At 47.5% G+C, this 15,742-nt stretch carries 7 protein-coding genes and 1 pseudogene; 4 read left to right on the top strand and 4 right to left on the bottom strand.

Annotated features, from left to right (window positions below; translation table 11 throughout):
• Positions 1-83 precede the first annotated feature (83 nt).
• The 4 genes and pseudogenes from R8O11_RS04335 to R8O11_RS04320 form a co-directional block, all read left to right on the top strand.
• Complete coding sequence (locus R8O11_RS04335) at positions 84-1,625, top strand: NAD(P)H-hydrate dehydratase (protein WP_318193948.1); 1,542 nt, start codon at positions 84-86, stop codon at positions 1,623-1,625.
• 436 nt (positions 1,626-2,061) lie between these two features.
• Positions 2,062-3,105, top strand: coding sequence for a GMP reductase (locus R8O11_RS04330; RefSeq protein WP_005373458.1), 1,044 nt, complete (start codon positions 2,062-2,064; stop codon positions 3,103-3,105).
• Between the two features lie 1,177 nt (positions 3,106-4,282).
• Positions 4,283-4,693 (top strand): hypothetical protein, encoded by a 411-nt coding sequence (locus R8O11_RS04325; protein WP_225452424.1) that lies wholly within the window; start codon positions 4,283-4,285, stop codon positions 4,691-4,693.
• A 207-nt stretch (positions 4,694-4,900) separates the two neighbouring features.
• Positions 4,901-5,081: pseudogene (locus R8O11_RS04320) on the top strand (IS5/IS1182 family transposase); the annotation flags it as partial.
• Between the two features lie 364 nt (positions 5,082-5,445).
• On the opposite strand, the gene R8O11_RS04315 reads toward R8O11_RS04320, so the two are convergent.
• From R8O11_RS04315 to R8O11_RS04300, 4 genes are all read right to left on the bottom strand, one after another.
• Positions 5,446-7,926, bottom strand: coding sequence for a GH92 family glycosyl hydrolase (locus tag R8O11_RS04315; RefSeq protein ID WP_318193947.1), 2,481 nt, complete (start codon positions 7,924-7,926; stop codon positions 5,446-5,448).
• Between the two features lie 89 nt (positions 7,927-8,015).
• Positions 8,016-10,472, bottom strand: coding sequence for a GH92 family glycosyl hydrolase (locus tag R8O11_RS04310; protein WP_318193946.1), 2,457 nt, complete (start codon positions 10,470-10,472; stop codon positions 8,016-8,018).
• Between the two features lie 72 nt (positions 10,473-10,544).
• On the bottom strand, positions 10,545-13,250 hold the full coding sequence (locus tag R8O11_RS04305) for a GH92 family glycosyl hydrolase (RefSeq protein ID WP_206953451.1): 2,706 nt from the start codon (positions 13,248-13,250) through the stop codon (positions 10,545-10,547).
• A gap of 47 nt (positions 13,251-13,297) precedes the next feature.
• Positions 13,298-15,718 carry a GH92 family glycosyl hydrolase gene (locus R8O11_RS04300; protein ID WP_053349243.1) on the bottom strand — a complete coding sequence of 807 codons (2,421 nt, stop codon included), beginning with the start codon at positions 15,716-15,718 and terminating at the stop codon, positions 13,298-13,300.
• Between the last annotated feature and the right edge of the window lie 24 nt (positions 15,719-15,742).

Below are 15,742 nucleotides of genomic sequence, written 5' to 3'. Positions count from 1 at the left end.
TAAAAAACTTTCTCAAAAGCCAAGGTCCGCCTTGGCTTTTTTGTATACTTATAACTGTGTTTCCCAATGCGTAGAACGTGAACATGGACTTTAATCTCGCCCTAAAACTCTACACCGCAGAGCAAGTAAAAAACGGTGAAACACTGGCTGCGCAAATGGCTGGTGTTTCTATGTATAGCTTAATGCAACGCGCTGGTATGGCCGTGTATGAGCGCTTTTTACATTTGTATCCTAAATCAAAAAATATCCTAGTGATTTGCGGTAAAGGGAATAACGGTGGCGATGGTTACGTATTTGCATCTCTTGCGAAACAAGCTCAACTCAATGTACATGTTTTCCAAATTGGTGATGTATCTGTGCTAAAAGGTGATGCTTTGCGCGCATACCAAGATTGGCAGTCAATCGACGGTGTTAACAATGATTGGGATGAATGGAATACCGCATTGCTAGAAGCAGATGTGATCATTGATGCCATGTTAGGCACTGGTTTAAGCGGTGAGGTTCGTTCGGAGTATCGTCGCTATATTGACCAAATTAATCAAATTCATACCCCTGTGATTGCAGTCGACGTTCCTTCTGGGCTTTGTGCAAATACAGGTGCAGTTTTAGGTGATGCTATTCGTGCCGAGCATACTGTAACCTTCATTGGGGTTAAGCAAGGCTTATGCACTGGACAAGCGAGAGATCGAGTCGGTGAGCTCTACTTTTGCGGTTTAGGCGTCAATACCGAGTTTGATACTATCGAAGTAGAAAGTGCATTAGGTATTGATCATCAGGTTGTTTCAAGATTAATGCCTAAGCCAAATCCAACGGTCCATAAAGGTGACAACGGGAAGTTGCTTTGTGTTGGTGGCAACCAAGGGATGTCTGGAGCGATTCGTTTATGTTCCTCCGCTGCGATTAGAGCCGGAGCGGGTTTAACTGCCGCAATTACTCACACGAGTAGCCTTATTCCACTGCAGGTTGGTTGCCCAGAAGTAATGAGCCAGAGCATCACCGCTGACTTACTCAGGGATACTGAGAACGACTTAACTAAACGCATTCGCTGGGCTGACGTATTAGTGTTTGGTCCTGGCTTTGGAGATGATGAGTGGGCTTATCAAGCCTATCAATATCTGGCTCAAGAGCAGAAACCTAAAGTTGTTGATGCTGATGGCCTCAATATTCTAGCGATGCTGAGCCAGCGATGCGATGGCACTCTGGTGTACGACAACCATCGAGTGATCACGCCGCATCCTGGAGAGGCTGCTCGACTACTAAATGTAACCATTCAACAAATAGAAAGTGACCGATACTCTGCTGCAAGACAACTGCAAGAGCGTTATGGCGGTGTAGTGGTTTTAAAAGGCGCGGGGACACTTATTTACGATGGAACGAGAATGTACGTCTGTCTAGCGGGTAACGCCGGAATGGCGACGGGGGGAATGGGAGATGTGTTATCTGGAGTCATTGGTGCATTACTAGCCAAAGGTTTACCAATTTCTGTTGCCGCACGTTTAGGTGTGGTACTTCACAGTCATGCTGCTGATATAAACGTGAGTCAGAATGGTCAAATTGGTCTTTTGGCAAGTGATGTCGTTAGCACTCTTCGTACCGCTATCACCCAAGAGCTCTATCGAAATTAATTAGATTTCATGCATTGCTGAGAAAATTGGTCGATTTTTTTGAGTACTGTTTTACGAATTAGCAGGGCATCTTAGTATTAGGTGATTGAGTTTTAGGCAGGTTTGAGAGGTGATGCGTTTTAATTTTTAAGATATGACGCAAAGGTTTGCGCAATAGGTTAACTCAAGTGCTTTCTCAAGTTGTTGATAGTTATAAATAATAAGAGGTTTTGGTGACTTGGGGAGCGTTTTTGATATGCGATTTTCAAGATGGTATCACAAAAAAAATTCAAATATCAGACTTGTAGGAAATAAATCACAGCCTATAATGCTGAAAACCGGAGCGTCTGCCAACGCTCCGGTTTTTTTGTGTCCGAAGAACAGTGAACTCGTCTGCCAACGAAATCACTACGCACTCTGGAATGACACATATACATATGAATCAAGGAATTACACAATGCGTATCGAACAAGAACTTAAGTTAGGTTTTAAAGATGTACTGTTTCGCCCGAAACGTTCTACCCTTAAGAGCCGTTCTCAAGTAAATTTAACCCGCGATTTTACATTCAAGCATAGTGGTCGTCAATGGTCTGGTGTGCCAGTAATCGCAGCAAACATGGATTCGGTTGGTAGCTTTGCAATGGCTAAAGCGCTGGCTGAGCATGGTGTAATGACCGCTGTTCACAAACATTACACGGTAGAAGATTGGGCTGAGTTTGCTAAATCAGCAGATAAAGTAACCATGAATAACGTTATGGTGTCTACGGGAACATCTGACGCAGACTTCCAAAAAACCAAAGACATCATGGCGCTTTCAGATGAATTTATTTTCATTTGTATCGACATTGCTAATGGTTACTCAGAGCATTTGGTCGAGTATGTTGAACGCGTGCGAGCTGAGTTCCCAGACAAGGTCATTTCTGCAGGCAACGTGGTTACTGGTGATATGTGTGAAGAGCTAATCCTAGCTGGTGCAGACATCGTTAAAGTGGGTATCGGCCCAGGCTCTGTATGTACAACTCGTGTAAAAACGGGTGTTGGTTACCCGCAGCTTTCTGCAATCATCGAGTGTGGTGATGCAGCGCACGGCCTTGGTGGCATGATCGTCGGTGACGGTGGTTGTTCTTGTGCGGGTGACGTAGCGAAAGCATTCGGTGGTGGCGCGGATTTCGTAATGCTAGGCGGGATGCTAGCGGGTCACGAAGAGTCAGGCGGCGAAGTGATCGAGAAAGACGGCGAGAAGTTCATGAAATTCTATGGCATGTCGTCGAAGAGCGCGATGGATAAGCACTCAGGTGGTGTCGCTGGCTACCGTGCGGCCGAAGGTAAAACCGTATTATTGCCATACCGTGGTAGCGTTCACGGCACTATTCAAGACATCCTTGGCGGCGTTCGCTCAACTTGTACATACGTGGGTGCAGCAAAGCTTAAAGAGCTAACCAAGCGTACTACATTCATCCGCGTTCAAGAACAAGAGAACAACGTGTTCGGTAAAGAGTAAATCGACTGAATGTAACAAGTGTAAAAGCAACCATATATTGATACTTGGTGCAACCATAATTTGATATTGCCTCTTCATAAGTCTATTGCTTTTTATGTTTATGACATTTTTGAAGAGGCAGTTTTATGTCTGCTTTACCTTCCCCTTCTACAGCCAGCCTGCTTTAACTTGAAACTGCGTTTGACACTCCTGCTCGAAACTAAACTAAATCACGTGAAAAACATACACCGTTACGTCAGTGCTAGGATGGGAAAAAGAGTCACGGTAGAATCATTTTAGAATGTGCCGCTTGTTATCATTTTGATTTCGAGCTTAGCATCGTTCGTTTTTGCTCCTAGCCGATACGGCTTTCATACTGCTTCAATAGCAAAACCCATACCTATGTTCCAGACTTTCTAGTATCAGTTTGATACCGGTGAATATACGCTGTATAAAGTAAAATCCGATATGGAGAGTTCAAAATCGGCATTTCAATGTGAATGGGAAGCAAAAGTACAAGGCGCGTTTGCGTTAGGTTTGGAGCTAGAACTGGTTACAGAGGAAGAAATACTGGATGAGGTTATCTCTAGCAACCTTAAACTTTTGCATCGATATTCCTCAAGAGATAACCGAACCACTTTCATCAAACTCTCCTTACGATGTTAAAACTGAATGGTACCCAAACAGCGAAAAGTTTAGGACATCACCTCTGTCTAAATGGAAGAAAAATATTTCCATTCCTGTGTGATTTGCTCTCTCGAAGCCTACTGAAAACAAGCTTAGAGACCTCACCTCCTCTCGAATCTGAATTGGGTTGTTATGCCTAAGAAATCGTTCTCGAGTTTTCATCGGAAGTCGGCACTTCAGCAAGAAAAGCCTGAGCCAAATGAGAGGGTGTCGATACCAGCGATGTTGATGAAGAAACATATCGAGATATATCTGCATTTCCTGACAATATAGCCACTCAAATTACTTTTCGTCTAAGCATTCTTCGTTATTTAGCACTGTAAGTGCGAAAAATCATTCCAAAGACTATTGAACCACATCGTGTTGTACTACAACGGTTATATGACAGGATTATTCCAAGTGCAATATCAATACACCGGTGGTTGGTTTTCAGAGTATCTGATTATATAGATCCAAGGAATAAAGATAAGGGTAATAGTAAAGTCTAGAACTAACATTCGTTGATGCTTTGATGAAACAAGCTGTAGAAAAAGTTATCTTTGGGCGAAAAGCGCGTATCAGAAGGGCCTACAAGCGCGTGCGAAGGCAATTACGTCAGCATAATCTGAACAATGGAACGAAGTACAAATACCCAACTTATGAATCCCTTCGGAAACGGGTTAAAAAGAAGGCCCCTTTCGAATTACTGACCGCGGAGAAGGGGGAGCGAGTCGTGAAAATAGAGTTTCGTCGGATGGGGAAAAAGATGTTGAGTTTTTACGTCTTTGAGAGGGTAGAAATAGATCATACGGTGGTGGAACGCTTTGTTGTACATGAAGAGCATTGCAAGTCATTGGGCCGGCCTTGGCTTACTCAATTAGTTGATTGTTACAGCAAAGTTGTTATTGGTTTTTACCTAGGGTTTGAACCACCTTGTAATTAGGTGGTTAAGTAAATCTCGATGTTTGCTCAGTAACTCATTAGATAAATAACCTAAGTCCGTGACTTCCATACCTACAGTTAAGATTGATTCCAATATTTCGACTGCAACTGAAGTTGAACCGCTCTTGACCAATTTAACTAACACATAATTAATATTGCTGACGGTGCGATTATGCTCAGGTGAAACATTGAGAAGTTGTTTTCTTACCAAAAGCTCTATGGTTCGAAAAAAGTGGGAACGAAAGTATGGTTACCACAGGCCTTCATCGTCGGAGACCGCTATGTATCGCGTAAAACAACTACTAGGCGCTTCACTCACGCTTCGAAATTACAACGCACAAGTTGGGGAGGCATACGCCATTATCAAAGCACTCAACACGCATACTTGAAAGAGGTTTTTGGTTATATCGATGCGACAACGTTAATAGACATGATGATTACTCCTGTTCTTACTGGTTGCACCATTAGTTTGGTACAACGGTGCTAGAAGGGAGGTGCGAAGATCACATCAAAGCTACTAAGTGCATTAAGATAGAGTTGAGACTTGAACTATCTACATATGAGATCAAATCGCAGAATTCAGCATTGGAAAGGTTCGACCGATTTTGTCAACACGCTGTCCGTTACTTCTACTCATACTAAGTGCGCCATTAGTTTGGCGCAACGAAGCTAGATAGGAGATACGTTCATCACATCAAATCCCCCTGTATTCTTCAAGCTATTTTAGCCTGAGGAATACATTTCAAGTGAAGCTTATTGAGGCGCTTTCATCGCTTCAGATTGCTCGCCCGTCATCACGAAGTGCAACTCACCACCCGGTTTGAACTCGGAATGGTCGAAGAAGAAACCGTTATCCAAAGCTTTGCCATTGATGGTGACAGACTTGATGTACATGTTGTCATCGGCGTTGTTCTCTGTGGTGATAGTGAACGTGCCGCCTTTCACCGGAATCACTGCTTTGTCGAATAGCGGACGACCCACAGTGTAAATAGGTTCTGCCGCGTTCACTTGGTAGAAGCCTAATGCAGACATCACATACCAAGCGGACATTGCGCCTACGTCTTCGTTACCAATGACGCCTTCTGGCGCTGCAAAGTACATGTCATCAAGAATGTGGTCGACGACTTGTTGTGTCTTCCATGGTTCTGCGGTCCAGTTGAATAGGTAAGGAATGTGGTGCGAAGGCTCGTTACCAAACGCAACTTGACCAATCAAACCAGACATATCCGGTGTTTCTGTGCCTTGGCTTTCTGCGGTGAAGGTTGCTTCTAGGTTCTTCTGGAACTCAGCATCGCCACCCATGATGGTTTTTAAGCCTGCGATGTCATGCGGTACAAACCAAGTCCACTGCCATGCGTTACCTTCGGTGTAGTTGCCTGTCTCGTGTTCTGTGCCGTATGGGTCGAATGGCGTCATGAAGGTTTCATCAATCATCACTGGGCGCATAAAGCCCGTTACGCCATGCTCTGCGTATTCCGTTGGGTTGTAATCGAAGTACTTCTTGTAGCCTTTTGAGCGTTCAAGGTATTGCTCTTCTGCTTGAGTATCACCGGCCGCTTTGGCGATTTGTGCGATAGCCCAATCGTAGAATGCGTTTTCCAGACCGTAAGAAACAGACTCAACCGTGTAGTCTTCAAATACTGGCTCACCATCGATACGTTGGATAGCTGGCGTGAAGCCGTTTTTCTCAATGTAGTCGATGTGCTTGGTTAAAGTGCGATCCAATACGCCCTGATCCCAATCGGCTTGCAGTGCAGGGTAGTTGTCGTAAGTCGAAGAGTCGATCGCGGCTTTCAGCGCCAGGTCTTTCTCTTGTTGAGTAAACTCTTCTGGGAATTTGGTGATCGCATCCGCAATCACTGCTACCGCTGGGTAGCCGACCATGGTGCCTGTCTCGTCACCTAAGTGTTCCCACTTTGGCAGCAAGCCGCTTTCAGTGTACTTCTGAACTAGGTTCTTCGCGTATTGCACCGCGCGGGTTGGCTCTGTGATGGTTTTTAGTGGGTGCAACGCACGTTGGGTATCCCATAGAGAGTAAACCGAGAAGTTTGGCTGCTCTTCTGTCGCTTGACCATAAGCGATGGAGTATTCCCCTTCACCTTCACGAATCGAGCCTTTGCCCATGCCACGGAATCGACCATCTACATCTTGATGCACCATCGGCGCAATCTTGGTGTGGTAAAGCGCGGTGTAGAAGATCTCTTTTTGATCTTCCGTGCCCCCTTCGATAGAGAAGTTGAGTGCTTTTGCCCATTTCTCGCGTGCGTTGTTACGCGCAGTATCGAAAGAGACATTTGCTTCAGCATCGTAGTTATTTTCTGCGCCTTGTGGGTCAACCGCAGATAACGCCACTTGCGCATTCAACTCTTGTGAGCCTTCATCTTCAAATTCGATGTAGGCAGTGACGTCCGCTTTGACACGCTTAACTGGATTACCTTGGTCATCGTAAATAAATTCGGAAACGTGCTCTGCCGTTAGGCCGTCAACAGGTTCGCCGTTGGCAAGGATGTAAACGTCTTTGATCTTCTTATCGAAAGTCGCATAGAAGAAGATTTTTTGGTTTTTCGCCCAACCAGAGAAGTGCGCTGCGTCGCGCTCGCCCGTGATGGTATGACCGTCTTCGCTCACCGTCAGTTTGTTGCGCAGAGAGGTCGAGCCCCAGTCACTGTTAAGGATGGAGTTGAGGTCAATCTTCAGACGTTGTGGTTGACTTTGTGGGTAGGTGTAGCGGTGGAAGCCGACACGTTCAGAAGCTGTAAGCTCAGCTTTGATACCGTTCTCTGCAATCTTCACCGAGTAGTAACCTGCTTCTGCCACTTCTGAGGTTTTGTCCATCTTGACTGAAATCGCTTCGCGGTAGTCGTCGCTGTCTTCGATGTACTTGGTTTTATCTTCGGTAAACGGCAGGAAAAGAATGTCACCTAAACCGCCCATGCCCGTGCCAGAAAGGTGAGTGTGGGAGAAGCCAAATAGAGTCTTTTTATCGAAGTGGTAACCTGATGAAGAGTGCCAGCCGATCAGCTCGGTATCTGGAGAAAGTTGCACCATGCCTTCTGGCACAACAGGACCCGGGAAGGTGTGTCCGTTAAAACCGGTACCAATGAATGGGTCGACGTATTTTAGGTTGGAAGTATCGACGCTTGGTGAGGTGTTATCGTCGTCATCGTTGCAGCCAGCCAAACCAATAACACTTGCAATCACAGCGGTGGCGATAGCGGTTTTCGTAAAGTTCATAATCTTGATTCCTTAGGCAGGAAGCGCGTCACTTCCTGCCACTGAGTTAATCTATCTGCTTATTCTTTAAATACGAATTACATAAAACGTTACTGAGCTTGAAGCGCTTCTTGCTTGTCACCCGTCATGACGAAGTGAAGCTCGCCGCCCGCTTTGATTTCGCTGTGCTTGAAGGTGAAGTTGGCATCCAGCGGTTTGCCGTTGATGGTTACAGACTTCACGTACTTGTTGTGTGGGCTGTTATTGTCTGCGATGACTGTGAACTTGCCGCCTTCCACTGGAATGGTGATTTCATCAAACATAGGACGACCGATGGTGTACACCGGATCCGCAGGCGTCACTTGGTAGAAGCCCATTGCCGACATCAAGTACCAAGAGCTCATCTGACCCACGTCTTCGTTACCAATCAAGCCAGTTGGCTCGCTGGTGTACATCTCTGACATGATGCGGTCTAGGTACTCTTGCGCTTTCCATGGCTCATCCGTTAGCGCGTATAGGTAAGGAATGTGATGTGATGGCTCGTTACCGTGCATGTACTGACCGATGTAACCCGTTAGGTCTGGTAGCTCTTCGCCTGTGTTTGAAGAACGCGCGTTGAATAGCTCGTCCAAGTCTTCACGGAAGGCTTTCTCTGGCGTGGTGTCTTTGCCTTGCGCCAAGTCTGCTTGGTAGATTTCTTGTTTCAGACGGTTGAAATCGTGCATTGGTTGGAACTTCCATTGCCACGCGTTCCCTTCGGTGTAGGCAAACTCGTCCACGTAGTAAGGGTCAAATGGTAGCAGTGGGCATTTCTCTTTCATCACACCTGAGCCTTCAGGCCATTCAACCATTTCACACTCATCCAAACGATCTTCATCAATCGGTTGGTTGAACTCCAAAGGCGGTTTGTTTGGTGATGAGCTTAGCGGGTGGTTTTTCGGACGTAAGAAGCCCGTCTCTGCATCCCAATGGTTAAGCCAGTTGTCGGCACGAGTCATAAACTCTTCTTGCAGTTTTACATCGCCAGCCATGCGCGCGATTTCTGCCATTGCCCAGTCGCCATATGCAAACTCAAGCGTGTAAGACGCACTGTTCCAGTAACCGTGATGAACAAAGCCGTTTTCTTCGTACACCTTCACTTGCACAACGTTTGCTGCGCCGATGTTGTTGTCTTCTGTCCAATCTGGGAATTCAGATGCCTCGTGGTAACGCACCGTAAACTCAGCCGCTTCTTTGGCAAGTTGTGGGTCGATGTCTAAGCCTTTCGCCATCGCGTCAGCAATGATAGAAACCGCAGGGAAGCCGATCATAGTGCCCGTATAATGGCTGTGCAGTTCCCATTTCGGCAGAATGCCACCGTCTTCGTATTTACGAATCAGGTCGTTGGCAAACTCTTCGGCACGTTCTGAGTCGATAATGGTTTTCAGTGGATGCGCTGCGCGGAAAGTATCCCACATGGAGTACACGGAGTAGTTTGGCGTATCGCCCGCGTCTTTTTGAATGCGAGTACGCATCGCAGGGTATTGACCGTTGACATCTTGGAAAATCATTGGCGCGATAGAGGCGTGGTAAAGCGCAGTATAGAAGATCTCTTTCTGATCTTCCGTGCCGCCAGATACCATCATGCGGCTGAGCTCTTGGTGCCATGCATCGTTGGCTTGAGCGCGCGCAGTATCAAATGACACGTCTTTCGCTTCTGCTTCTAGGTTCTTCTCTGCACCTTCTGTGCCTGTTGGTGACAAGCCTACTTGGATTTCTAGCGGTGTTGATGATGGTGCGAATTCTAGGTAAGCGATGGTTTTCACTGCGTCGATGTTGTCGTTGTTTACATCGATTTCCGTTTCTGCGCCGTCAACTAGAGCAATGGCTTTGACGATAGGTTGGTTGAAGGTGGCGTAGAAGTAGACGTGTTGGTTGTTCGCCCAACCGTTCGAGCTACGTAAACCGCGAATGGTGTAAGCGTCGATGAACTCTAAATCACCCTTCATGGTGCGGTTGTTGAAGTGACCTTTGTTGAGAGTGTGGTCTAAATCGAACTTGATGTGTGGCGTGGTGCCTTCTTTGAAGGTGTAGCGGTGGAAGCCAACACGTTGCGTGGTAGTTAGCTCAGCTTTGATCTCGCCTTTGTTCAGTTCAACCGCGTAGTAGCCCGCTTCTGCGGTTTCGTTGTCTTTATCGAAGGTGTTGAAAACGGCGTTTTCTTTCTTGGTGAAAGGCAGAACTAAGATGTCACCAAGGTCGGTAATGCCTGTGCCAGAAAGGTGAGTGTGGGAAAAACCATACACTGGGATTTCAGTCAGTTTGCCGTGGTCGAAGTAACCTGCGGCAGAGCCCCAACCTTCCATTTCGGTATCAGGAGATAGTTGTACCAAACCATAAGGCACAACCGCCCCTGGGAAGGTGTGACCATCTGCGCCTGTACCAATCAATGGATTGACGTATTGAGTTAGTGTGGTGTCGAGGGATGGAGTACCAGATTTGCTGTTGTCGTCATCACTGTTACAACCAGCAAGACCAAACATGGCAGCGAGTATAGCGGTAGAGATAAGAGTTCTTTTTAGTTTCATTTTTATGGTTCCACTGAAGTGAAGTTTTTTAGGGGGCTAGATGCCCCCTTTCGTTATTTGGATAGGTATCGGTTATTGCGCTTTCATCGCTTCAGATTTGTCTGAAGTCATAACGAAATGCAGTTCACCACCGTCTTTCAAATCGCTGTGCGCGAAGCTGAAGTTGTCACTCAATTGTTTGCCGTTGATGGTCACCGACTTCACGTAGATGCTCTCTTGGCTGTTATATTCTGAGGTGATGGTGAATTTACCGTCCGCGACTGGAATCACGGCTTTGTCGAACAGAGGACGACCGATGGTGTAGCTTGCTTCTCCCGGAGTGACTTGATAGAAGCCCAATGCAGACATCACATACCACGCCGACATCTGACCGACGTCTTCGTTACCAATCAGACCTTCATGCGTTGGGTGGTAGAACTCGTTCATCGCTTGGTCGACAATTTCTTGTGTCTTCCATGGCTCTGCTGTCCAGTTGTATAGGTAAGGTACGTGGTGATCTGGCTCGTTCCCCATCACGAACTGACCGATATAGCCTGACATGTCGTGTGACTGGCTTGTATCGGCGTTGGAGTCCGCATTAAACAGCGCATTCAAGTTGGCTAAGAATGCCGCTTTGCCTTGTTCGGTTACGTCTTCAGGAAGAGAGAAGTCAGTGCGGTCGATGTGCTCGCCGCCCATCACGTTGGCCAGACCGTTCAAGTTGTGCGGTGCAAACCATGTCCATTGCCATGTGTTGCCTTCGGTAAAGTCTTCACCACGGTGCTCAGCACGGTAAGGCCAGAACACATCGCTTTCGTTGAGTGCTTTGCGGTCTTTACAGGCGTTGTAGTCCATACCGTCTGGGATAGACAGCGCCATGTTCTCGTCCAAACATTCGGCTTTCAGGTTGTTTGCCCAAACCTTGCTGCCACTGTTCATGTAAGCCGGACGCATAAAGCCCGTCGCACCCAATGCGTTGCCTTTGGTGTCTTGCAACTTGCCGTATTGTTCTGGGTTGTAATCGAAGTAGTTCTTGAACGATTCAGAGCGTGCCATGTAGCGGTCGTACTGCTGGTCGTTGCCCGCAAGTTTAGCGATCTGAGCGATACACCAGTCGTAGTAAGCGTTCTCAAGACCGTAAGACACCGATTCGTTCACAAGCTCGTCGTACTTATCGACTTTTAAGCCTTCTACGTAACCCGGTTTGTCACCAGAATCCGGCGCCCATTTGGTGTTAGCTGGAATAAAGCCGACGTCTTCTTGGTAGTCGTTATGACGCGTCATGACCGTAAAGCGTTTGTCACCGTTCCAAGCGTCTTGGTAAGGCACCCAGCTTTCAGTTTTATCAAGATTGAAGTTGACAGTTTCGTCAGCGGCTTTCAACGCCAAATCAAACTCAGCTGCGGTAAAGGCTTCTGGGTGTTTGACCATGATATCGGCAATAACCGAAACCGCAGGATGACCGACCATTTCACCAGTGTAATCCGAGTGCAGTTCCCATTTTGGCAGCACACCACCCGTTTGGTATTTGTTCAATAGATCGCGTGCGTGTTCAATCGCGCGGTCTTTATCGATGATGGTTTTCAGTGGGTGTGCGGCGCGGAAGGTATCCCACATTGAGTACACTGAGTAGTTCACTAAGCCATCTTCTGCTTGGTGCACTTTGCCATCCATGCCACGGTATTTGCCATCCACGTCTTGGTATAGGAATGGAGCAACAAACGTACGGTAGAGCGAGGTGTAGAACATGGTCTTGTCAGCTTTGTTGCCGCCTTCCAGTTCAAACTCGCCAAGGATGTTTTCCCAAGCCACGCGGTTTTGTTGTACGACGTTGTCGAAATCCCAACCGTTGGTGTCTGCTTCTAGGTTTTTCAGGGCGCCGTCAACGCCAGTGCCAGAAATCGCTACTTTGACGACCAATGGCTCATCGCTCTTGCCAAAGTTCAAATGAGTCAGGACATCGTTTGCGCGTTTTGCCAAACGTTCAGGGTCAGGTTCCGGTTCGCCCGGCATTGGTTTGTGCTCTGCGTAGCCGCGGTAATCTTCCAAGCCGACTTCAGTAGCGTCAGTTGGAGTCAGTTTGCTCTCAGAAGCCAGCTTGGTGTACAGATTCTCTTCAATGATTGGATCAGAGAATTCTGCCGCGAAGAACACAGTTTGCCATTGACCCCATTCGTTTGAGGTACGCGCGCCTACGACTGTGGTGTCGTTAACGCGTTTGTAGTAGATACTGCGAGAGTGGTTGCCGTATTGTTCCAACAGTTCGTGTTGCAGGTCGATACGTACTTTGCGATCTTCACCCGGTTTGAAGGTGTAACGCTGGAACGCCACGCGGTCGGTTGCCGACAGTTCAGCTTTTACGCCAGTTTCTACAAGGTCAACCGAGTAGTAACCAACTTCTGCCACTTCCGAGCTTTTATCCATGGTCACGGCATCGGTATTGAAGCCTGTGTATGGCAAGAAGGCGAAGTCATTTAGGTCGCCTTTACCTGCGCCAGAAATGTGAGTCATTGAGAAGCCAGAAAGCAAGCTGTGCACAGGATCGTATTCAACAGGCGAGCCTTTGCCATTCCAACCGTTTGGATCGAAGTTATCTGGTGAAGGTTGAATCATACCTTCTGGCATAACTGGAGACGGGTTAACGTTGCCAAGACCTTTAGTGCCGATCAAGGTATCAACGAATTCCAAAGTAGGGGTAGAGATAACTGGAGTTTCCGGATCAGAGTCGCTGCCACAACCAGCAAGACCAAGCATGGCGGTTAACACTGCGGTAGAGAGTAGGGTTCTTTTTAGTTTCATTGTTTTTATTCCACGAGAAAAGGGGACACGAGGTCCCCTCAAAATCATTATTCGCCTAGGTTGGCTTGCATTGCTTCAGACTTGTCTGCTGTCATCACGAAGTGCAGTTCGCCGCCTGCTTTGAATTCGCTGTGCTGGAAGGTGTTGTACACATCCAGAGGCTTACCGTTGATGGTCACTTCTTTGATGTACATGTTGTCTGGACCGTTGTTCTCAGCCGTTACCGTGAAGGTGCCAGAGCCAATGTCTACCGTCGCTTTGTCGAAGATTGGACGACCGATGCTGTAGGTTGGATCGGTTGGCGAGATTTGGTAGAAGCCCAGTGCCGACATCAAGTACCACGCCGACATTTGACCTACGTCTTCGTTACCGATGATGCCGTCTGGTGTCGGTTTGTAGAACTGGTCGTAAACTTGGTCTAGGTATTCCTGCGCCTTGTAAGACTCTTCAGTACGGTTGTACAAGTAGATGACGTGGTGCGAAGGCTCGTTACCGTGAATGTACTGACCGATGTAGCCTGTCATGTCTTGGTGCGCTTCGCCGCCATTTGGATCGGCAGTAAATAGGTTGTTCAGCTTGTCGTTCAGACCTTGTGTGCCGCCCATGATTTCAGTCAGCTTGTCCAAGTCTTGCATGAACGCCCATTGCCACTGCCACGCGTTGCCTTCTGTGTAGTAGAACGCGTCAGACTTGTAAGGGTCGAAATCAGTAGAAGCGTATTTCAGCGCACATGGGTCGCCTTCTTTCAGTTCTGTCGGTACGAAGAAGCCCGTGCCGTCTGCGTTACCTGCTTTCGCATCCCAGTGTTTCAAAGAGTTGTAAGAACGAGCTTTGAACTCTTCATACGCGTCCATATCGCCAGCGGCTTTCGCCATTTCTGCGATCGTCCAATCGTAGAATGAGAATTCCAACGAGTACGACACTGAGTTCCAGTTCGGGTAGCGAACACACTGTTCTTTCTCGTGGTAGTTCAACTGGCCAGCCATAAGTGAGCTTAGGATGTCGTCATGAATCTGTGGGTACTCATGCGGTGTGTAGCGAGCTGATTTCACTGATGCGGTGTAAGCCTGCTCTGCATCAATCAAGCCTTTGGTCACCGCATCGCCCAGAATCGCTGCTGATGGGTAGCCGATCATGGTGCCGGTCTCTGAGCCGTGACCTTCCCATTTCGGCAATAGACCAAACTCGTCGTTGGATTTACGAATCAAGTCTTTCACGTATAGCGTTGCTTGGTCTGGGTCGATGATGGTCCACATTGGGTGAACCGCGCGGAACGTATCCCACGTTGAGTAAATCGAGTAGTTTGGTGTGTCGCCATCTTTCAGTGTGCGCACCGTGCCAAGCATATCCACGTATTGACCATCCACATCGTAAAACTCGATTGGTGCGATCATCATGTGGTACATGCCAGTGTAGAAGTTGGTTTTCTCTGCGTCAGTGCCGCCTTCTACTTTGATTTTCGCTAGCTTCTCAGCCCACGCGTATTCTGCGTCTTCTTTCACTTTTGCTAGGTCGAAACTTGGTGCTTCTGCTTCTAAGTTTTTCTGTGCGCCTTGCCAGTTAACTGGAGAGATACCGACGCGGATTTCAATTGGCTCTTCGCCTGTGCCGAAGTTTAGGTAAGCGGTCAGATCATCGCCTGAGTAAACCGCACCATTGCGCATTTCGCGAGTTGGTTCTTTGTCTTGTTCACCCAATAGTGCTTTGGTGATTGGTTGGTTGAATTTCGCGTAGAAGAAGATGTCCTGACCTTGATGATCTTGCCCTTGGAACCAGCCTGTTGAGGTTTTACGACCGCGAATGGTGTATTCGTCCACCACTTCTACTTTGTTCTTCAAAGACTTGCCGTTGTTGTTCATTAGGGTATGACCCAAATCGAACTTCACGTTGCGATCCGCGCCATCAGCAAAGGTGTATTTGTGTAAACCAACGCGTTTGGTTGCGCTCAGTTCTACTTCGATTTGACCTTGGTTTAGCTTGGTTTTGTAGTAGCCTGCGCTTGCTTCTTCATTGGCTTTGTCGAAAGAGTTCAGTTGTGTGTTCGCCATGTCTGCGTATGGCAGAACCAAGATGTCGCCTAAGTCCGTTGCGCCTGTACCTGAAAGGTGAGTATGGGAGAAGCCGTACAGCGGAACGTCAGTGTTAACTACTTCGCCAGTTTCGTAGTTGGATGAATCCCAGTAGCCAGAAGCCGAGTGCCAAGGGTTAAGTCCTGATTCATGGTCTGTGTTAGAACCGATGAAAGTATCTGGAGACAGTTGAACCATACCTGCCGGTACCGTCGCGCCCGGGAATGTATGACCAGAAGCTGCTGTGCCGATCATAGGATCGACGTATTTCAACACCGCGAGATCAACAATTGGATCGCCAGGCAGTGAAGAGGAAGAATCGTTGTCGCTGTTACAGCCAGCCAAGCCACCCGTCAGACCAACCAGGATAGCCAAAGAGATAAGATTACGTTTAAACATGTGCATACCGTTTTGTCGTTATTC

Source organism: Vibrio sp. 1288 (assembly GCF_033344475.1).
The sequence above is the reverse complement of the archived record's forward strand: the minus strand, read 5'-3'. Positions and strand labels throughout refer to the sequence as shown.